The following is a 21,253-nucleotide window of genomic DNA, read 5'->3' as shown; positions in this document are numbered from 1 at the left end:
CAAAATTGGTGGAGAAGATAACTGAGTAAATGACTAGTAAAACCAAGCTAGCAACGTCAGTTGGCTCCCAATTTTCAAAAGAAAAACATAAATAAATAGTTGAAAAAATTCACAGCATTCACCATTATTTTCAAGGAGAAAAACAGTGAAAAAAAGGAAAAAACTCGCTCTATCCCTCGCAGCTCTTTTGCTGGCAGGTTCTTTGGCGGGATGTGCTAGCTGGATTGATCGTGGAGAATCCATGACAGCTGTTGGCTCAACGGCTCTTCAGCCCTTGGTCGAAGCGGCAGCAGATGAATTTGGCTCTATGCACGTTGGAAAAACAGTCAACGTCCAAGGTGGAGGATCTGGTACAGGTCTGTCTCAGGTTCAGTCTGGAGCCGTTGATGTAGGAAATTCAGACGTATTTGCCGAGGAAAAAGACGGTATCAACGCATCCGCTCTAGTGGACCATAAGGTAGCCGTAGCGGGCTTGGCAGTCATTGTAAATAAGGAAGTTGATGTTGAAAATTTGACAACTGAAGAACTCCGTAGCATCTTCACAGGTCAAGTGACCAACTGGAAAGAAGTCGGTGGGAAAGACCTAGCCATTTCCATTATCAACCGCGCGGCAAGTTCTGGTTCGCGTGCAACCTTTGATAGTGTTATCATGGATGGCCAATCTGCCGTGCAGAGTCAAGAACAGGATTCAAATGGGATGGTCAAAAACATTGTTTCCCAGACACCAGGAGCCATTTCTTACCTAGCCTTTGCCTATGTAGATGACTCTGTCAAACGCATGAAATTGAACGGCTATGAACCGATTGCAGAAAATGTTACAACCAATAACTGGCCTTTATGGTCTTACGAACACATGTACACCCTAGGCCAACCAAATGAATTGGTGGCAGAATTTCTCAACTTTGTCCTCTCTGATGAAGCGCAAAGCGGAATCGTTAAGGGGATGGGCTATATTTCTGTTAAGGAAATGAAGGTTGAAAAAGATGCTGTAGGAACGGTGACAGCACTAGAAGGGAGTCACTAATGAATCAAGAAGAATTAGCTAAAAAATTGCTTTCTCCCTCAAAGAACTCTCGTCTAGAGAAACTAGGAAAAGGCTTGACCTTTGCCTGTCTGTCTTTGATTGTCATCATTGTGGCTATGATTTTGATTTTCGTAGCCCAAAAAGGTTTGTCGACCTTCTTTGTCAATGGGGTTAATATCTTTGATTTCCTCTTTGGACAAACTTGGAATCCTTCAGGTAAACAATTTGGTGCCCTTCCCATGATTTTGGGTTCCTTCATTGTCACAATCCTATCAGCTCTTATCGCAACTCCTTTTGCCATTGGTGCGGCAGTCTTTATGACTGAAGTCTCACCAAAAGGTGCTAGAATCTTGCAACCAGCCATTGAATTGCTAGTCGGGATTCCTTCAGTTGTGTATGGATTTATCGGTTTGCAGGTCGTAGTTCCTTTTGTCCGTAGTGTTTTTGGTGGAACTGGTTTTGGAATCTTGTCAGGGATTTTCGTTCTCTTTGTCATGATCTTACCGACGGTAACCTTTATGACAACCGATAGCTTGCGTGCGGTGCCTCGTCACTACCGCGAAGCTAGTTTGGCTATGGGAGCCACTCGTTGGCAAACCATCTGGCGCGTGACCTTGAAGGCAGCGCGTTCAGGGATTTTCACAGCAGTGGTCTTTGGGATGGCGCGTGCCTTTGGTGAGGCTTTGGCCATTCAGATGGTGGTCGGAAACTCAGCCGTAGTTCCAACTTCATTGACAACACCTGCTGCGACCTTGACCTCTGTCTTGACCATGGGTATCGGAAATACCGTTATGGGAACAGTTGACAATAACGTTCTCTGGTCACTGGCCTTAGTCTTGCTCTTGATGAGTTTAGCCTTCAACAGTGTGATTAAATTGATTACGAAAGAAAGAGGAAAGAAAAACTATGCACGCTAAGAAATTAGATAAAATTGCAACAGCTGTCCTCTATTCGATTGCAGGAATTATCGTTGCCATCCTGGCATCCTTGATTCTCTATATCTTGGTTCGTGGTTTACCCCACATCTCTTGGTCTTTCTTGACTGGCAAATCATCTTCTTACCAAGCAGGCGGAGGGATTGGAATTCAGCTCTATAATTCCTTCTTCCTTCTGGTTATTACCTTGATTATTTCTGTGCCCTTGTCTATGGGAGCTGGGATTTTCCTAGCTGAATATGCTAAAAAAGGTCCTGTGACCAATTTTGTTAGAACCTGTATTGAAATCTTGTCTTCACTCCCATCTGTGGTTGTAGGTCTCTTTGGTTACTTGATCTTTGTAGTTCAGTTTGAGTATGGATTTTCAATCATTTCAGGTGCCTTGGCCTTGACAGTCTTTAACTTGCCTCAGATGACTCGTAATGTCGAGGACAGTTTGAAACACGTTCACCATACGCAACGTGAGGCCGGCTTGGCCCTTGGAATTTCTCGTTGGGAGACAGTTGTCCATGTGGTCATTCCAGAAGCTCTTCCAGGTATTGTGACTGGGGTCGTCTTAGCTTCTGGTCGTATCTTTGGTGAGGCTGCGGCTCTTATCTATACAGCAGGACAATCCGCTCCAGCCCTTGACTGGTCTAATTGGAATATTCTCAGTGTGACTAGCCCAATCTCTATCTTCCGTCAAGCAGAAACCTTGGCTGTCCACATCTGGAAAGTCAATAGTGAAGGTACCATTCCAGATGGAACTATCGTATCAGCAGGTTCTGCGGCCGTGCTACTCATCTTTATCCTCATTTTTAACTTTGGAGCCCGCAAACTCGGAAGCTACCTACATAAGAAATTAACCGCTGCCTAAAGGAGAAGCCATGTCAAAATATAATTGGGATGAAAAGCATATCATCACCTTTCCTGAAGAGAAAGTGGCCCTCTCTACTAAGGATTTACATGTTTACTACGGTAAAAAAGAATCCATCAAGGGCATCGATATGCAATTTGAAAAGAATAAAATTACTGCCTTAATTGGCCCTTCTGGTTCAGGGAAATCAACCTACCTCCGCAGTCTCAACCGTATGAATGATACCATTGATATTGCCAAGGTAACAGGTCAAATTCTCTATCAAGGGATTGATGTCAACCGCCCAGAAATCAACGTTTATGAGATGCGCAAGCACATCGGAATGGTCTTCCAACGCCCAAATCCCTTTGCTAAGTCTATCTACCGCAATATCACTTTTGCCCATGAACGTGCAGGAGTTAAGGACAAGCAAGTTTTGGATGAAATTGTGGAGACTTCTCTTCGTCAGGCTGCCCTTTGGGACCAGGTCAAAGACGATTTGCACAAGTCAGCCTTGACCCTATCAGGTGGTCAGCAGCAACGTCTCTGTATCGCTCGTGCTATCTCGGTTAAACCAGATATTCTCTTGATGGATGAGCCGGCGTCAGCTTTGGATCCGATTGCGACAGCCCAGCTGGAAGAAACCATGTTGGAATTGAAGAAGGACTTTACTATCATCATCGTGACCCACAGCATGCAGCAGGCTGCGCGTGCTAGTGACTACACAGGATTTTTCTACTTGGGTGACTTGATTGAGTACGATAAGACCTCTAATATTTTCCAAAATGCCAAACTACAGTCAACCAATGACTACGTAACAGGACACTTTGGATAGAAAGGAAACAGTATGACAGAAGCGATTTTACAGGTATCAGACCTGTCCGTTTACTACAATCAAAAAAAGGCCTTGAATAGTGTTTCCTTATCTTTCCAACCCAAGGAAATCACAGCTCTGATTGGTCCATCTGGATCAGGGAAGTCAACCCTTCTCAAGGCTATCAACCGTATGGGGGATCTCAATCCAGAGGTAACCACAACTGGTTCAGTGGTTTACAACGGCCACAATATCTACAGCCCGCGTACAGATACAGTTGAATTGCGGAAGGAAATCGGTATGGTCTTCCAACAACCGAACCCTTTCCCTATGTCTATCTACGAAAATGTTGTTTACGGGCTTCGTATCAATGGAGTTAAGGATAAGCAGGTTCTGGATGAAGCGGTAGAAAAAGCCTTGCAACGAGCCTCTATCTGGGATGAGGTCAAGGATCGCCTGCATGATTCAGCTATCGGGCTTTCAGGCGGACAACAGCAACGTGTCTGTGTTGCCCGTGTCTTGGCAACCAGTCCTAAAATCATTCTTTTGGATGAACCGACTTCAGCTTTGGACCCTATCTCGGCCGGTAAGATTGAGGAAACCTTGTATGGTCTAAAAGATAAATACACCATGCTCTTGGTTACGCGTTCCATGCAACAAGCCTCTCGTATCTCTGACAAGACAGGATTTTTCCTAGATGGAGATTTGATTGAGTTTAACGATACTAAGAAGATGTTCCTAAACCCACAACACAAGGAAACAGAAGATTATATTTCAGGAAAATTTGGATAAGGAGATAAATGATGTTACGTTCTCAATTTGAGGAAGATTTAGAGAAATTGCATAACCAGTTCTATGCTATGGGACAAGAAGTGCTATCTCAAATCAATCGTACAGTGCGTGCCTTTGTTACGCATGACCGTGATTTGGCCAAGGAAGTCATCGAAGACGATGCAGAAGTAAACGAATACGAAGTGAAATTGGAAAAGAAATCATTTGAAATGATTGCCCTTCAACAACCCGTTTCTCAGGACTTGCGTACTGTTTTGACAGTCTTGAAGGCTGTATCTGACTTGGAACGTATGGGTGACCATGCCGTTTCCATTGCCAAGGCGGCAATTCGTATGAAGGGGGAGCAACGCATCCCAGCTGTTGAAGAAGAAATAAAGAGAATGGGTCGCGATGTCAAGAACTTCGTCGAAGCAGCCCTTGAACTCTATCTCAATGGTTCAGTAGACCAGGCCTATGAAGTAGCAGCCATGGACGAAAAAATCAACCATTACTTTGATAGCATTCGTGACTTGGCTACAGAAGAAATCAAGAAAAATCCTGATGCCATTGTTACAGGTCGTGATTATTTCCAAGTGATTGCCTTCTTGGAACGCATTGGAGACTATGCCAAGAATATCTGTGAATGGGTTGTTTACTTTGAAACAGGTAAGATTGTCGAACTATAAAGTATTCAAATGATAAAATTATTGTGAAAGCTTACTTTTTAATACAGTAAGCTTTCATTGTATAGATGGTTTACTTTGTCAGAGGTGAATAATGAACTACATACAGAATATCAGAAAAAAAGTTGGAAAAGATAAAATTATTTTAAATTTTACCTGTGGAATATTAAGTCAATCAGGAAAAATTTTATTACAAAAACGAGCAGATAAAGGAACGTGGGGATTACCAGGTGGTGCTCTTGAATTAGGAGAATCGGCTTTAGAAGCTTTAGTGCGAGAGTTTTATGAAGAAACAGGAGTCGAAGTGAGGGTGGAAAAACTCTTAAATGTTTATACAAAATATTCAGACAGTTATCCGAATGGTGATGAGGCTCAAGTTCTTACAATCTTGTATTTAGTTTCATCTGAAACTTCTATCTCTATAAATTTTTTTACAAGTGATGAAACTTTAGAATTAGGATTTTTTGATCATAGTGACATACAAAATATTGCAATTGTAAACCAGCAGCATCAAGATATGATAAATGATTTTTTTGAAAATAAGTTCCCAATAGATAGATAAACTAACCACTGTATTTCTATTTTTTAGTAAATATATTTTATGAAAATGTAAGAAAAACACTTGACAAGTAACTTGGATAGCGTTATAATTATACAAAAATAACAGAGAGGTTGTTTATTTATGAAATCAAAAAAATGGATATTTGTTTTATGTAGTTTTCTTGCAAGCTTCTTCTTAGTGGCTTGCCAGTCGGGTTCTAATGGTTCTCAGTCAGCTGTTGAAGCCATTAAGCAAAAGGGGAAATTAGTTGTGGCGACCAGTCCTGACTATGCACCTTTTGAATTTCAGTCTTTGGTTGACGGGAAAAATCAGGTTGTCGGTGCGGATATTGACATGGCACAGGCTATCGCTGATGAACTTGGGGTGAAGTTGGAAATTTCAAGCATGAGTTTTGACAATGTCTTGACCAGTCTTCAAACTGGTAAGGCTGATCTAGCAGTTGCGGGAATTAGCGCTACTGACGAGAGAAAAGAAGTCTTTGATTTTTCAATCCCTTACTATGAAAACAAGATTAGTTTCTTGGTTCGTAAGTCTGATGTAGAAAAATACAAGGATTTAACTAGCCTTGAAAGTGCTAATATTGCAGCCCAAAAAGGAACTGTTCCAGAATCAATGGTCAAGGAACAATTGCCAAAAGCTCAGCTGACTTCCCTAACCAATATGGGTGAAGCTGTTAATGAATTACAGGCTGGAAAAGTAGATGCTGTTCACATGGATGAGCCTGTTGCTCTTAGCTATGCTGCTAAAAATGCCGACCTAGCTGTCGCAACGGTCAGCTTGAAGATGAAGGACGGCGAAGCTAATGCAGTTGCCCTTAGAAAAAATAGTGCTGATTTGAAAGAAGTGGTGGACAAGGTCATCCAAAAACTCAAGGATGACGGTACCTACCAAAAATATCTTGAAAAAGCGGCAACCTTAACAGAAGTTGAACAATAAGAAAAAGCAGAGTTGGAAGTCATTCCAATTCTGCTTTTAAATAGTTTAAAACCTTTTTCAGATTGTCTAAGGACACCTTGGCAAATTGATAAGGACAGGCACCCAAGTAAGCCTCTTCAAAGAAATCCAAGCCCAGTTGGCTGTGTTTGAGACTAGCAATTTTAGGATACTGTCTCAGGTCTAGTAATAAACCATCGTGTAGGGGAAAGTGAGGGAGGGGACAAGGAGTTTTAGTTAAGCTTTCCTCGATTTGTTTTTGGTAATCTTCCTGATTGGATAAGCGAGCTAGCCGATTTTTCTCAAATAATTGACTGTCAATATAGAGTGACAGTGCCTTTTGCATGATGAGGTTGCTGTCATAGTCTAGGATATTTTTGTAGGCCACAAAGGCTTCTTTGATAGCATTTGGAAGGATGAGTGCTGTTATCCGCAGGGCTGGAAAGAGGCTGGTTGAGAAGGACTTGATGTAAATGACGCGCTCCTCTGTATCCAGATAGTGGAAGGTCTGGCCCTTCTTGGAGTCCAAATCACCCAGATAGTCGTCCTCTACGATATAGACACCATACTTGGCAGCTAAGTCAAGAATAGCCCGTTTGTCCTGCTCTGAATAGGAATGCCCCAGAGGATAGTGAAATCGAGGAATGGTATAGAAAAATTTAATTTTACCTGTCTTGAAGTGGCTTTCCAGTTCCTCCAAGTCAATTCCATCAATGCCTCGTTCAATCGTTTGATAGTCCAATCCCTGAGCAATCAAGAGGCGATTCATTCGATGGTAGGTCGGCTGTTCCACCAAGATTTCCTTGGCTTGGCTAGGAAAGGATATTTGAGAAAGGATAAAAAGGGCTTGTTGAGTTCCAGAAGTCAGTACCAGTTGATCAGCCTTGCAGTAGAGAGCTTGGTCAAAGAGGAGTTTATGAATGGATTGCCTTAAGTCTTCTAATCCTTCTTGGTTGTCATAGTAGTTGAAGAGGTAGTTTTCCCGTCCAATCAGGGTTTCATTGACACAGAGTCGGAAATCGTCATAGGCACTGGCATGTTCGTCGGTAACCTCAATTTCTAGGTCCTGGTGTTGCCCTTGTTCTAGGACATAGTAGCCACTCTGGGGCTTGGCATAGAGGTATTGTTCGTGTCGTAATTCCAGCAGAGCGCGTTGAATAGTGTCCTTGCTACAGTGAAAGTCAAGGCTCAGTTGACGGATAGAAGGCAGGCGGCTTCCCGTCGGAAATCGTCCAGACTCGATACCATTTTTCAGATAGGAAACGACCTCTTGGTACTTGCTTTGTTTCTTCATTCCAGACCTCCCTTGATTTTGTTACATTGTACCCTTTTTTTTCCTTCTTGGCAATGTCTAGAGTGTTTCTCTCGTTCACATCTAGGGGCAAATGTGGTATACTTAGGAGTAAGATTTATAGAATAACAGATAAGAAAGTGAATGGATAAGAACGTGCAGGAACCAGTGAAATTATTTCAATACAATACCCTAGGAGCCTTGATGGCTGGCCTTTATGGTGGTACCATGACAGTAGGAGAATTGCTGGAGCATGGTGACCTTGGTTTGGGAACCTTGGATTCCATTGATGGGGAATTGATTGTCTTAGATGGCAAGGCTTATCAGGCCAAAGGGTCAGGAAACCAGCCAGAGATTGTAGAAGTGTCGCCAGATGCCCTCATTCCCTACGCAGCAGTAGTACCGCATCAGGCAGAGGTCATTTTCCGCCAGCGCTTTGAGATGACAGACAAGGAATTGGAAGAACGAATTGAGTCTTATTATGATGGGGAAAATCTTTTCCGCTCTATCAAGATTCGCGGGGAATTTTCGCGTATGCATGTACGCATGATTCCTAAGTCGACACCAGATACCAAGTTTGCTGAGGTCGCAACCCATCAACCGGAATATAGTCGCGACAATGTAGCAGGGACCATCGTTGGTTTCTGGACACCAGAGATTTTCCATGGAGTCAGTGTGGCAGGCTACCATCTGCACTTCATATCAGATGATTTGACTTTCGGTGGTCATGTCATGGATTTTGTCATCAAGGAAGGGATTATCGAGGTGGGAGCAGTTGATCAGTTGGACCAACGTTTCCCAGTCCAAGACCGTCAATACTTGTTTGCTAAGTTCAATGTTGACGAGATGAAAAAAGATATTGAAAAGGCGGAATAGGAGAAGAAAATGACCATTCATATTATCATTACCATGTTGCTGTTGCTGGCTTTCTTGATAGGAAGCGTTTGGTATGCCAAAAAGAAATACCAGATCAATCTAGCTGTCTTGGGCTTGGGGGCTGTCGCTTTCTTTGTCTCTTCACAGATTTTGGAAAAACTGGTGCATATCTTATTTTTGCATCCTCAAAAAGACGGCAGTATTGCCCTCTTGCAAGACCATCCGCTTGTCTATATCATCTATGGACTAGCCATGGCAGCATTTTTTGAGGAAACTGCTCGTCTTATTTTCTTCAAATGGTTGGAGAAAAAGAGAAGTTTGGAAAAGGCAGATGCCTTGGCTTATGGATTGGGGCATGGTGGCTTGGAGTTGATTTTCCTAGGTCTTACTAGTTTGATTAATCTCTACATCGTTCTCTCAGCAGTTCAAACTCAGAATCCACAGGTTATGCAATTGCTGTCTGAAAATATGTTGAAAACTATTCAGTCGCTATCAGTCTGGCAGATTTATTTGCTTGGTTTTGAGAGAATCTTGGCGCTAGGTTTCCAATTACTCTTGACTGTTTGGGTTTACCAAGCTGTTCGCCAGAAGAAATGGATTTATCTCCTAGCGGCCTATGGACTACATGCCTTCTTTGACTTAGCACCATCTCTAGTCCAAGTTGGCTGGTTGACCAATCCAGTCTTGGTGGAAGTTGTCCTAGCACTTGAGCTCGTTCTGGTTGCCTATGGAACAAAGGCTATCTTTTGCAAAAAATCATAAAAAGGGGGGGGAAACCTCTTTTTTTGTTTAAAATAATCTCGAGATTTTTTTAGGGTCGTCAAATGGTCTTAAAAATGGTATAATGGAATGAATTTTGTAAAAGGAAGAGTATCATGTCAGTAAAAGAAAAAATGCTTGAAATCTTAGAAGGGATTGATATCCGTTTCAAGGAACCCTTGCATAGCTATAGTTATACAAAAGTAGGTGGAGAGGCCGATTATTTGGTCTTTCCACGAAATCGCTATGAGTTAGCTCGGGTTGTTAAATTTGCCAATCAAGAAAATATCCCTTGGATGGTGCTGGGAAATGCTAGTAACATTATCGTTCGTGATGGTGGGATTCGTGGGTTTGTCATCTTGTGTGACAAGCTCAATCATGTTTCGGTTGATGGATATACCATTGAGGCTGAAGCTGGGGCCAACTTGATTGAAACGACACGCATTGCCCTCCGTCATAGTTTGACTGGTTTTGAATTCGCTTGTGGCATCCCGGGAAGTATCGGTGGTGCTGTCTTTATGAATGCAGGTGCCTACGGTGGAGAAATTGCTCATATCTTGCAATCTTGTAAGGTCTTGACCAAGGATGGAGAAATCGAAACCCTGTTTGCCAAAGATTTGGCTTTTGGGTATCGCCATTCAGCTATTCAGGAGTCTGGTGCAGTTGTCTTGTCTGCTAAGTTTGCCCTAGCGCCTGGAAATCATCAGGTTATCAAGCAAGAAATGGATCGTTTGACTCATTTGCGTGAACTCAAGCAACCTTTAGAATATCCATCTTGTGGTTCGGTATTTAAGCGTCCAGTAGGGCATTTTGCAGGTCAATTAATTTCAGAAGCTGGCTTGAAAGGCTATCGTATTGGTGGCGTAGAAGTCTCAGAAAAACACGCAGGTTTTATGATTAACGTTGCTGACGGAACGGCCAAAGACTATGAAGACTTGATTGAGTCTGTGATTGAAAAAGTCAAGGAACACTCCGGTGTTACCCTTGAGAGGGAAGTTCGTATTTTAGGTGAAAGCAAGTAGGAAGCTGTAGTTGAAAAGCTGCTGCTATATCATGGAAAGGGGGTGAAAGCCTATCGTCAGTGCAGAAGAATGTAGGCAGTTCAATCTCCTACACGAGGTAGTAGCGGCCTGACAGAGACCTGATCTGTTAATCTATGAAAAAGAAGGAATAAATGACAATTGAAAAAACCAATTATTGAATTCAAAAACGTCTCTAAAGTTTTTGAAGACAGCAACACCAAGGTTCTCAAAGACATCAACTTTGAGTTGGAAGAAGGGAAATTCTATACCCTTCTAGGCGCATCTGGTTCAGGGAAATCAACTATCCTTAACATCATCGCAGGTTTACTGGATGCGACGACAGGAGATATTTTACTGGACGGTGTCCGTATCAACGACATCCCAACCAACAAGCGAGACGTCCATACAGTCTTCCAATCCTATGCCTTGTTTCCACATATGAATGTGTTTGAAAATGTTGCCTTTCCGCTCCGCTTGCGTAAAATTGACAAGAAAGAAATCGAGAAACGCGTAGCGGAAGTTCTCAAGATGGTTCAGTTGGAAGGTTACGAAAAACGTTCCATCCGTAAACTCTCTGGAGGACAACGTCAGCGTGTGGCTATTGCCCGTGCCATCATCAACCAACCCCGTGTGGTTTTGCTGGACGAGCCTCTGTCAGCGCTGGACTTGAAATTAAGAACAGATATGCAGTACGAACTGCGTGAACTGCAACAACGATTGGGAATCACCTTTGTTTTTGTTACTCACGATCAGGAAGAAGCACTTGCCATGAGTGACTGGATTTTCGTTATGAATGATGGCGAGATTGTCCAGTCTGGAACACCAGTAGATATCTACGATGAGCCGATTAACCACTTTGTTGCCACCTTTATCGGTGAGTCAAATATCTTGCCAGGAACCATGATTGAGGACTACTTAGTTGAGTTTAACGGCAAACGCTTTGAAGCGGTCGATGGCGGGATGAAGCCAAATGAGCCTGTTGAGGTTGTTATTCGTCCAGAGGACTTGCGCATTACTCTTCCTGAAGAAGGCAAGCTCCAAGTTAAGGTCGATACCCAGCTCTTCCGTGGAGTTCACTATGAAATTATCGCCTATGACGAGCTTGGGAATGAATGGATGATCCACTCAACTCGTAAGGCCATCGTTGGTGAGGAAATCGGTCTGGACTTTGAACCAGAAGACATCCATATCATGCGTCTCAACGAAACCGAAGAAGAGTTCGATGCCCGTATCGAAGAATACGTAGAAATCGAAGAGCAAGAAGCAGGTCTGATCAATGCAATCGAGGAGGAAAGAGATGAAGAAAACAAGCTCTAAACTCTTTGTAGTGCCCTACATGCTTTGGATTGCCCTCTTTGTCTTGGCACCCTTGGTCTTGATTTTCGGTCAATCCTTTTTCAACATCGAAGGCCAGTTCAGTTTAGAAAACTATAAATCTTACTTTGCGTCACAAAACTTGACCTACCTAAAAATGAGTTTCAACTCTGTACTCTATGCAGGAATTGTGACCTTTGTAACCCTCCTTATCAGCTATCCAACAGCCCTATTTTTGACCCGTCTCAAGCACCGTCAACTATGGCTTATGCTGATTATTCTGCCCACCTGGATCAACCTTCTTCTTAAGGCCTATGCCTTTATTGGGATTTTTGGTCAGAATGGCTCTATTAACCAATTCTTGGAATTTATCGGAATCGGTTCACAGCAGTTGCTCTTTACCGATTTCTCCTTTATCTTTGTCGCAAGCTACATCGAGCTTCCCTTTATGATTTTGCCCATTTTCAATGTCTTGGACGATATGGATAACAATCTCATCAATGCCAGCTATGACCTTGGTGCGACCAAGTGGGAGACCTTCCGCCATGTCATCTTCCCTCTGTCTATGAACGGAGTGAGAAGTGGGGTTCAATCTGTCTTTATTCCAAGCTTGAGTCTCTTCATGCTGACCCGTTTGATTGGTGGGAACCGCGTTATTACGCTGGGAACGGCTATTGAGCAGAACTTCCTGACAAATGACAACTACGGTATGGGTTCTACCATCGGTGTGATTCTCATTCTGACCATGTTCATCACCATGTGGGTGACCAAGGAAAGGAGAGAACGATGAAAAAATTTGCCAACATTTATCTGGGACTGGTCTTTCTTGTCCTCTACCTGCCAATCTTTTACCTGATTGGCTATGCCTTTAACGCAGGCAATGACATGAATAGCTTTACAGGCTTTAGCTTGAGCCATTTTAAAACTATGTTTGGCGATGGTCGCCTTATGTTGATTGTGACTCAGACCTTTTTCTTGGCCTTCCTGTCAGCCTTGATTGCGACCATTATCGGGACTTTTGGTGCCATTTACATCTACCAGTCTCGTAAGAAATACCAAGAAGCCTTTCTTTCTCTCAATAATATCCTCATGGTTGCGCCTGATGTTATGATTGGTGCCAGCTTCTTGATTCTCTTTACTCAACTCAAGTTTTCACTTGGCTTTTTGACCGTTCTATCTAGTCACGTGGCCTTCTCCATTCCTATCGTGGTCTTGATGGTCTTGCCTCGACTCAAGGAAATGAACGGTGACATGATTCATGCGGCCTATGACCTTGGTGCCAGTCAATTTCAGATGTTCAAGGAAATCATGCTTCCTTACCTGACTCCGTCTATCATTGCAGGTTACTTCATGGCCTTTACCTATTCGCTAGATGATTTTGCCGTGACCTTCTTTGTAACGGGAAATGGCTTTTCAACCCTGTCAGTCGAGATTTACTCTCGTGCTCGTAAGGGGATTTCACTAGAAATCAATGCCCTGTCTGCCCTTGTCTTTCTCTTTAGTATTATCCTAGTGGTTGGATATTACTTTATCTCACGCGAGAAGGAGGAGCAAGCATGAAAAAACTCTATTCATTTTTAGCAGGAATCGTAGCCATTATCCTGGTCTTATGGGGAATTGCAACGCATCTAGATAGTAAAATCAATAGTCGAGATAGTCAAAAATTGGTTATCTATAACTGGGGGGATTATATCGATCCAGAACTCTTGGAGCAATTCACAGAAGAAACAGGCATCCAAGTCCAGTATGAGACCTTTGACTCCAACGAAGCCATGTATACCAAGATTAAGCAGGGTGGAACGACCTACGATATTGCTATCCCAAGTGAATACATGATCAACAAGATGAAGGACGAAGACCTCTTAGTTCCGCTTGATTATTCAAAACTTGAAGGAATCGAAAATATCGGGCCAGAGTTCCTCAACCAGTCCTTTGACCCAGGCAATAAATTCTCCATTCCTTACTTCTGGGGAACCTTGGGAATTGTCTACAATGAAACCATGGTCGATGAAGCGCCTGAGCATTGGGATGATCTCTGGAAGCCAGAGTATAAAAACTCGATCATGCTCTTTGATGGGGCGCGTGAGGTGCTGGGACTAGGACTCAATTCCCTCGGCTACAGCCTCAACTCCAAGGATACCCAGCAGTTGGAAGAGACAGTAGACAAACTCTACAAATTGACTCCAAATATCAAGGCTATTGTGGCGGACGAGATGAAGGGCTACATGATTCAGAACAACGCTGCCATCGGTGTGACCTTCTCAGGAGAAGCCAGTCAAATGCTGGAAAAAAACGAAAATCTACGCTATGTGGTACCAACTGAGGCCAGCAACCTTTGGTTTGACAATATGGTTATACCAAAAACAGTCAAAAACCAAGATGCAGCCTATGCCTTTATCAACTTTATGTTGAAACCTGAAAATGCTCTTAAAAATGCAGAGTATGTCGGCTATTCAACACCAAACCTACCAGCTAAGGAATTACTCCCAGAGGAGAAAAAAGAAGACAAAGCCTTCTATCCAGATGCTGAAACCATGAAACACCTAGAAGTTTATGAGAAATTTGACCATAAATGGACAGGCAAATATAGCGACTTCTTCCTACAGTTTAAAATGTATCGGAAGTAGAAGATAGATGTAAGAAAACGGATCAGTCAAGCTGGTTCGTTTTTTAATATAAGTCAGTTTTTACAGCCATATCTTTTTCTATTTTAGTTGCTGTGCTTAGTAATATGAAAATTGAGGATAAAAATAGTGATAAGTGAAATAACGGCGCATTTGTTTCAAGATTTTTTTATTTGTTGAATTCTACCTCCTTCATTAAAATTTTTTAAATTGACTACTAGCTACATACGCTTTTACCTCCTTTTATGCTATAATATTCTCAATAGAATCTTTAATCTTCAAATAAATATTCCTTATGGAATAATTCCGTTTTATACCGTTTAGAATATTTAAGAGGATACAATGTTTAATAATGATTCTTTTGGAGATCGTCTTAAGAAACTGAAAAAGATCAAGAAGTTAACTCAGATACAAATTTCTGAGATGATTGGTGGATAACAAGGTACTTATTCTCGTTGGAAGAATGGAACTTTAGAGCTTAATTTAGACGCCGTTGTCAAATTAGCAAAATTATTCGATACCACGACAGATTATTTACTAGGAAAAACGATTTACAGTACTCTAGATGGTATTTCTCATCCAATCACTAGAATTGATGTGAAGAAGTTAAAAGAGTTTAATAAAACTGAACTTAATGATTTGAAATTTGCGCTTGTTATGAATGGAATAAAAAAACATTTCACTGTATTTGAATATATGGATGAGCTAGTTTCTGAATATAATTTAGACAAAGAAGAACAAGGAATATTGCCGACTCTCTTTAAAGAGGTTTATGATTGTTTTAATGCAGATTAATAGTTTATAAGATTAATCCTCAATAGATAGAGAATAATATATTCTTGTTGAGTGATTCTATTTTATGAAGGTTGTTTGTAGTTGAAGGGGGGAAATAGATGGACTCTAAAATTGATACAGCTTGGAACTTGTTTCTGGAAGGAAAAATATCAGAAGCTAAAAAGTTAGTTGAACAAGATTTTTCCATTGATACCTGTACGGATTTTAGTCTTTTAAATTTGATGGGATATTTATTGTTAGCAGAAAAAGACTATGTTTCATGTACCCATATCTTTGAGAAATACATTTTATTGGCGCAACAAAATGAAGATAAAGAAAAAGAACACATTGGCTTACATCAATTAGCTATGATCTACAGAGATCAGGGGGATTTTCATAAGGCTTTAAAACTTATTGAAGATGAAGAGAAGATAGTTGAAGAGCATTTTCCAAATGATAATCTAAAGAAAGCTGTGAATAACTACGAACAGGGCTATGTGAGATTTAAATTAAACAATCTTGATGAGGCTCTTACATTCATGAATCTGTCATTGGAACAATCTTTAGAGACTGATGATGTGATTTCTCAAGCTTGTAGCTATAGAGGGTTAGGTGAAATCTATTTAGCCTTGAAAGATACGGAATTATCCAACAGACATTTCAAACGAGCTATAGAACTTTTCGAAAGTGTTGGAGAGTTTGAAGGGATAAAGGAAATTGAGGAATTGATTAATGAATGATTTGACATTTAGATTTTGCTATTAGTTTGTTTTATCTTAAAAAATGTAGATATGAAATTGACAGTCTAGATAATATTAAAGCGAGAGAGTAATATGTTATTTTGGATTTGTTTAATATCAACAATTATATTGGCTAATTTTGTTCTCCTGAAAGAGTAATTAAAGATACAGGGAATTGATCTGATTCAAGGGAGACGATTCCCAGTTGACGCAGACTTAAAAAAACGTTATAATAAGAAAGTTGAGAATTGATTTTCAGTTGTCTTAGTCCAGAGAAATGGCGGTGCTGCGAGCCATCTAAGCTAGGAAGTCATGCTACTCAATCATACAATTGCATAAGAATAAGAGAATGACAAGTTCATTGAATGAAGGTGGTACCGCGGTTTTTCGCCCTTCGTGATATGAGCTTGTCTTTTGATTTTTGGAGGTGTTGATGAAAACATTTCTTGTCAAACAAAAGTTTCGCCTTGGAGGCGAACGCTTCGCTATCAAGGATGACAGGGGAGAAATCGCCTATCAGGTAGAGGGATCATTTTTTAAGATTCCCAAAACTTTTACCATCTATGATGCTAATGGTGAACAAGTCAGTCAGATCAGTAAAGAAATCTTGACCTTGCTTCCTCGTTTTGAGATTCAGCTTCGGGATGGCTCGAGTTTTGTCATTCGCAAGAAGTTGACCTTCTGGCGAGATAAGTATGAGTTTGATAATCTAGGTCTTCGTATCGAGGGCAATATCTGGGATTTGAATTTCAAATTGCTGGATGATCGAGATCAGCTGATTGCGGAAATTAAGAAGGAACTCTTCCATCTGACCTCTACCTATACCGTAACGCTTCTGGAGGACGCTTACGCAGATCTAGTCATTTCCCTCTGTGTCGCGATTGACTATGTGGAAATGCTAGAAAGCCAATCACATTAAACAAGTAAATAAGGAGACAATATGAAACAACTATCTAGTGCACAAGTACGCCAAATGTGGCTTGACTTCTGGGCGACCAAAGGTCACTCAGTAGAACCATCAGTAAGTTTGGTTCCTGTAAATGACCCAACACTTTTGTGGATCAACTCTGGGGTAGCAACCCTTAAGAAATACTTTGACGGGACCATCATCCCTGAAAATCCACGTATTACCAATGCCCAAAAGGCTATCCGTACCAACGATATTGAAAACGTAGGGAAGACTGCACGTCACCATACCATGTTTGAAATGTTGGGGAACTTCTCTATCGGAGATTACTTCCGTGACGAAGCTATCACTTGGGCTTATGAGCTTTTGACCAGTCCAGAATGGTTTGACTTCCCAGCTGAGAAACTTTACATGACTTACTACCCAGATGATAAAGATTCTTATAACCGCTGGATTGAAGTGGGAGTGGATCCAAGTCACTTGATTCCTATTGAGGACAACTTCTGGGAAATCGGTGCAGGACCTTCTGGACCAGATACAGAGATTTTCTTTGACCGTGGAGAAGCCTTTGACCCAGAAAATATCGGTCTTCGTCTTCTTGCAGAAGATATCGAAAACGACCGTTACATCGAAATCTGGAACATCGTTTTGTCACAATTTAACGCAGACCCTGCTGTTCCTCGTAGCGAGTACAAGGAATTGCCACACAAGAACATTGATACGGGCGCTGGTTTAGAGCGTTTGGTAGCGGTTATCCAAGGGGCTAAGACAAACTTTGAGACAGACCTCTTTATGCCAATCATTCGTGAAGTGGAGAAATTGTCTGGTAAGGTTTATGACCAAGATGGCGACAACATGAGCTTTAAGGTCATCGCTGACCACATCCGTTCACTTTCATTTGCTATCGGTGATGGTGCCCTTCCAGGAAATGAAGGTCGTGGTTATGTCCTTCGTCGTCTTCTCCGTCGTGCTTCTATGCATGGTCAAAAATTGGGAATCAACGAGCCTTTCCTTTACAAACTCGTTCCAACTGTTGGTAAAATCATGGAAAGCTACTACCCAGAAGTGCTTGAAAAACGTGACTTTATCGAAAAAATCGTTAAGAGCGAAGAAGAATCATTTGCTCGTACCCTTCACTCAGGTCAACACTTTGCCCAAGGCATTGTAGCAGACTTGAAAGAAAAAGGTCAATCTGTTATTGCTGGTTAAGATGTCTTCAAACTTTATGACACTTATGGATTCCCAGTTGAATTGACTGAAGAAATCGCTGAAGAAGCTGGGATGACTGTGGATCGTGAAGGTTTTGAAGCAGCCATGAAAGAACAGCAAGAACGCGCGCGTGCCTCAGCTGTCAAGGGTGGCTCAATGGGTATGCAAAATGAAACCCTTCAAAACATCACTGTAGAAAGTGTCTTCAACTACAATGCTAGCCAATTATCTTCTAAATTGGTGGCTATTGTGGCTGACAATGCAGAAGTAGAAGCTGTGTCAGAAGGAATTGCCTCTCTTATCTTTGCAGAAACACCATTCTACGCTGAAATGGGCGGACAGGTAGCTGACCATGGACAAATCTTGGATGAGGCTGGTTCAGTTGTGGCGACTGTGACAAATGTTCAAAAAGCACCAAACGGACAAGCTCTTCACATTGTTGACGTCCTTGCACCGCTTGCTTTGAACCAAGAATACAAATTGGCAATCGATACTAATCGTCGTCACCGTGTTATGAAAAACCACACTGCGACTCACTTGCTTCACGCTGCCCTTCATAATATCCTTGGAAACCACGCAACACAAGCAGGATCTCTTAACGAAGTTGAATTCCTTCGCTTTGACTTTACTCATTTCCAAGCAGTAACTGCAGAAGAATTGCGTGCGATTGAGCAGCAAGTCAACGAAAAAATCTGGGAAGCTCTTGAAGTGAAGACAGTTGAAACGGATATTGACACTGCTAAAGAAATGGGGGCTATGGCCCTCTTTGGTGAGAAATACGGAAAAGAAGTCCGTGTTGTTACTATCGGTGACTACTCTATCGAGCTTTGTGGTGGTACCCACGTTGGTAACACTTCTGAAATTGGTCTCTTCAAGATTGTCAAAGAAGAAGGGATTGGATCAGGAACTCGCCGTATCTTGGCAGTGACTGGTAAGGAAGCCTTTGAAGCCTACCGCGAACAAGAAGATGCTCTTAAAGCTGTCGCAGCAACCTTGAAAGCACCTCAAGTCAAGGAAGTACCTCACAAGGTAGAAGGACTTCAAGAACAACTTCGTCAACTTCAAAAAGAAAATGCTGAATTGAAAGAAAAAGCCGCAGCTGCAGCCGCAGGCGATATCTTCAAGGATGTGAAGGAAGTCAATGGTCACCGTTATATCGCTAGCCAAGTGTCTGTATCAGATGCTGGTGCCCTTCGTACATTTGCAGATAACTGGAAACAAAAAGACTACTCTGATCTTCTTGTCCTAGTTGCTGCTATCGGTGACAAAGTCAATGTCCTTGTAGCAAGCAAGACAAAAGACCTTCATGCAGGAAGCCTTGTCAAAGAATTAGCACCAATCGTCGATGGACGTGGTGGTGGTAAACCAGACATGGCCATGGCAGGAGGAAGCAACCAAGCTAAGATCCAAGAATTGTTGGATGCAGTAGCAGGTAAATTGTAATCAAGTAATACTCTTCGAAAATCTCTTCAAACAACGTCAGCTTCGCCTTGGATTTTATATGTGACTGACTTCGTCAGTCTTATCTGCAACCTCAAAGCAGTGCTTTGAGCAACCTGCGGCTAGCTTCCTAGTTTGCTCTTTGATTTTCATTGAGTATAAAGATCTATCCATTTGGGTAGGTCTTTTTTGACTACAAAAAAGCCAAATCTGTTTGGACCTGGCTTTATAATCATTGGAAATTAGATTGTATTGGCTGCCCAGACACTTACCGAAGCAGCTGAGACTGGGAATTGTCCATAACCTTCCTCATCAATTGTAACTTGACCTTGGTGGTTTTCAAGTAAATCTACAAAGGTTTGGTTAGCCCATTCTTGGCCGACAAACATTGATTTGCTGTTTTCTTGGTCATTTGAAATCAAGACTGCGATTGGGGATTGATGTTCAGCACCTGAGCGTACCCAACCAATACAGTTTGGATCATCAAAGTAGTCATTTTGTTCTCCATAGGCCAAATCTTTTCGGATGGTTAGGAGGCGGTCAAGGACTTCTTTGAAATCTTGTTGAGCATACTGCCCTGAAATCCCATAGTAGTCTCCGTAAAAGACACATGGAAGGCCGTCTTGGCGTAATAGAATGAGAGTATAGGCTGCTGGTTTGAACCATTCTTCAACAGTAGACTCAAGAGCCTGACCACGTTGGGTATCGTGGTTGTCGACAAAGGTCACAGCCTTGTCAGGTTTGAGTTCAACCAAGCTATCTGTGAAAATACCACGAAGATCATAGTTTGCGCCAGCTTGACTGGCTTCAAAGAGATTCTGGTGGAGACGAACATCGACAAGGTCAAAGCGTTCTTCCGTTTTTTCAAGATAGTCCAGATTGGCTTCCTTGTCAGGATTCCAAAATTCACCAAAAACATAGAAATCCTCACCGTATTTTTCCTTCATATCACGGATAAAATTGCGCATGAAGAAAGAGTCAATGTGTTTAACGGCATCCAAGCGGAAACCAGCTACACCAGTCGTTTCCATGAACCAGTCAGCCCAGTCATAGATATTTTGGATGACTTCAGGATGTTTAAAGTCTAGGTCTGCATACATGAGGTAGTCATAGTTACCGTTTTCATTATCGACCAATTCCTCGTTAGCCCAGCCCTTGTTGTCTCCTTGAATCAGATAAATCCCAGACTTACGGCGTTTGGCATCGTAGTCAGTACCGGTGAAGTGGTACCAGTGCCAGTGGAAGTCATTATAGGTATCTTGGCGACCATCGAAGGTAAAGCTAGTCCAGCCATTGATGGTGAAAGGTTCTCCGAGTTCAACTGTACGGTCTACAGGATCTACTTCGATGACCTGAAAGGCTTCCATGTGATCAGCAGCAGCCTTGTGATTGAGTACCACATCGGCCATAGGCTGGATCCCATGTGCTTTTAGTGCTTGAATGGCTTGAAGATAGTCTTCTTTGAAACCATACTTGGTGCGGACAGTTCCTTTTTGGTTGAACTCTCCTAGGTCAAATAAATCATAGACCCCATAGCCGACATCTTTTTCATTGGTTGCCTTAAAAGCTGGTGGCATCCAGACATGGCTGATACCGAGATTAGCTAGGTGTGGAGCATCTTCAGCCAGACGCGTCCAGTGCTGACCGTCGTGGGGCAGATACCATTCAAAGTATTGCATAAGTGTTTGATTTTGCATGATGTTTCCTCTTACTTGTCAATCTTGTTCTTTATTCTATCAT

At 42.0% G+C, this 21,253-nt stretch carries 19 protein-coding genes and 2 pseudogenes; 19 read left to right on the top strand and 2 right to left on the bottom strand.

Going from position 1 to position 21,253, the window contains the following annotated elements:
- The first annotated feature begins 145 nt into the window (after positions 1-145).
- From RYK12_RS01420 to RYK12_RS01385, 8 genes are all read left to right on the top strand, one after another.
- Positions 146-1,024, top strand: coding sequence for a phosphate ABC transporter substrate-binding protein PstS family protein (locus tag RYK12_RS01420; RefSeq protein WP_314846548.1), 879 nt, complete (start codon positions 146-148; stop codon positions 1,022-1,024).
- Complete coding sequence (gene pstC, locus RYK12_RS01415) at positions 1,024-1,941, top strand: phosphate ABC transporter permease subunit PstC (protein ID WP_001070903.1); 918 nt, start codon at positions 1,024-1,026, stop codon at positions 1,939-1,941. Before RYK12_RS01420 ends, pstC begins: the two co-directional genes overlap by 1 nt.
- Positions 1,931-2,815 carry a phosphate ABC transporter permease PstA gene (gene pstA / locus RYK12_RS01410; RefSeq protein WP_000543046.1) on the top strand — a complete coding sequence of 295 codons (885 nt, stop codon included), beginning with the start codon at positions 1,931-1,933 and terminating at the stop codon, positions 2,813-2,815. The genes pstC and pstA overlap by 11 nt, the downstream gene beginning before the upstream one ends.
- 10 nt (positions 2,816-2,825) lie before the next feature.
- Positions 2,826-3,629: a phosphate ABC transporter ATP-binding protein PstB gene (pstB, locus tag RYK12_RS01405; protein ID WP_020900241.1), complete on the top strand. Its 804-nt coding sequence runs from the start codon at positions 2,826-2,828 to the stop codon at positions 3,627-3,629.
- A gap of 12 nt (positions 3,630-3,641) precedes the next feature.
- On the top strand, positions 3,642-4,400 hold the full coding sequence (gene pstB, locus RYK12_RS01400; protein WP_000133484.1) for a phosphate ABC transporter ATP-binding protein PstB: 759 nt from the start codon (positions 3,642-3,644) through the stop codon (positions 4,398-4,400).
- An 11-nt stretch (positions 4,401-4,411) separates the two neighbouring features.
- Entirely contained in the window at positions 4,412-5,065 is a 654-nt protein-coding gene (gene phoU, locus RYK12_RS01395) for a phosphate signaling complex protein PhoU (protein ID WP_000946458.1), read from the top strand.
- A 91-nt stretch (positions 5,066-5,156) separates the two neighbouring features.
- Entirely contained in the window at positions 5,157-5,624 is a 468-nt protein-coding gene (locus tag RYK12_RS01390) for an NUDIX hydrolase (RefSeq protein WP_049542869.1), read from the top strand.
- 120 nt (positions 5,625-5,744) lie between these two features.
- On the top strand, positions 5,745-6,560 hold the full coding sequence (locus RYK12_RS01385; RefSeq protein WP_150922562.1) for an ABC transporter substrate-binding protein: 816 nt from the start codon (positions 5,745-5,747) through the stop codon (positions 6,558-6,560).
- Between the two features lie 19 nt (positions 6,561-6,579).
- On the opposite strand, the gene RYK12_RS01380 is transcribed toward RYK12_RS01385, so the two are convergent.
- On the bottom strand, positions 6,580-7,851 hold the full coding sequence (locus tag RYK12_RS01380; protein WP_125442886.1) for a PLP-dependent aminotransferase family protein: 1,272 nt from the start codon (positions 7,849-7,851) through the stop codon (positions 6,580-6,582).
- A gap of 141 nt (positions 7,852-7,992) precedes the next feature.
- On the opposite strand from RYK12_RS01380, the gene budA reads away from it, so the two are divergent.
- The 11 genes and pseudogenes from budA (at position 7,993) to alaS (ending at position 19,516) form a co-directional block, all read left to right on the top strand.
- Positions 7,993-8,724, top strand: coding sequence for an acetolactate decarboxylase (gene budA / locus RYK12_RS01375; protein ID WP_314846547.1), 732 nt, complete (start codon positions 7,993-7,995; stop codon positions 8,722-8,724).
- A 9-nt stretch (positions 8,725-8,733) separates the two neighbouring features.
- The gene (locus RYK12_RS01370; RefSeq protein WP_314846546.1) at positions 8,734-9,486 is read left to right on the top strand and encodes a YhfC family glutamic-type intramembrane protease; all 753 of its coding nucleotides are present in this window, start codon (positions 8,734-8,736) and stop codon (positions 9,484-9,486) included.
- A gap of 113 nt (positions 9,487-9,599) precedes the next feature.
- The gene (gene murB / locus RYK12_RS01365; RefSeq protein WP_314846545.1) at positions 9,600-10,505 is read left to right on the top strand and encodes a UDP-N-acetylmuramate dehydrogenase; all 906 of its coding nucleotides are present in this window, start codon (positions 9,600-9,602) and stop codon (positions 10,503-10,505) included.
- Positions 10,506-10,664: 159 nt separating this feature from the next.
- Complete coding sequence (locus RYK12_RS01360) at positions 10,665-11,822, top strand: ABC transporter ATP-binding protein (protein ID WP_000742895.1); 1,158 nt, start codon at positions 10,665-10,667, stop codon at positions 11,820-11,822.
- The gene (locus RYK12_RS01355; RefSeq protein ID WP_000753801.1) at positions 11,803-12,609 is read left to right on the top strand and encodes an ABC transporter permease; all 807 of its coding nucleotides are present in this window, start codon (positions 11,803-11,805) and stop codon (positions 12,607-12,609) included. The genes RYK12_RS01360 and RYK12_RS01355 overlap by 20 nt, the downstream gene beginning before the upstream one ends.
- A complete protein-coding gene (locus tag RYK12_RS01350; protein ID WP_225742032.1) occupies positions 12,606-13,379 on the top strand; it encodes an ABC transporter permease in 774 nt (257 codons plus the stop codon). The genes RYK12_RS01355 and RYK12_RS01350 overlap by 4 nt, the downstream gene beginning before the upstream one ends.
- Positions 13,376-14,446 (top strand): ABC transporter substrate-binding protein, encoded by a 1,071-nt coding sequence (locus RYK12_RS01345; protein WP_314846541.1) that lies wholly within the window; start codon positions 13,376-13,378, stop codon positions 14,444-14,446. Before RYK12_RS01350 ends, RYK12_RS01345 begins: the two co-directional genes overlap by 4 nt.
- Positions 14,447-14,785: 339 nt before the next feature.
- Positions 14,786-15,238: pseudogene (locus RYK12_RS10160) on the top strand (helix-turn-helix domain-containing protein).
- 98 nt (positions 15,239-15,336) lie between these two features.
- Positions 15,337-15,957, top strand: coding sequence for a tetratricopeptide repeat protein (locus tag RYK12_RS01335; protein ID WP_049542878.1), 621 nt, complete (start codon positions 15,337-15,339; stop codon positions 15,955-15,957).
- A gap of 433 nt (positions 15,958-16,390) precedes the next feature.
- Positions 16,391-16,876 (top strand): LURP-one-related/scramblase family protein, encoded by a 486-nt coding sequence (locus RYK12_RS01330; protein WP_314846537.1) that lies wholly within the window; start codon positions 16,391-16,393, stop codon positions 16,874-16,876.
- Positions 16,877-16,897: 21 nt separating this feature from the next.
- Positions 16,898-19,516: pseudogene (gene alaS, locus RYK12_RS01325) on the top strand (alanine--tRNA ligase).
- Between the two features lie 239 nt (positions 19,517-19,755).
- Here the strand turns inward: alaS and RYK12_RS01320 are convergent.
- Positions 19,756-21,210, bottom strand: a complete 1,455-nt coding sequence (locus RYK12_RS01320) for an alpha-amylase (protein WP_314846535.1) — start codon at positions 21,208-21,210, stop codon at positions 19,756-19,758.
- Positions 21,211-21,253: the final 43 nt, after the last annotated feature.

The organism is uncultured Streptococcus sp. (assembly GCF_963518475.1).
In the GTDB taxonomy this organism is placed as follows: Bacteria; Bacillota; Bacilli; order Lactobacillales; family Streptococcaceae; genus Streptococcus.
This window is presented reverse-complemented; position numbering and strand designations above follow the sequence as displayed.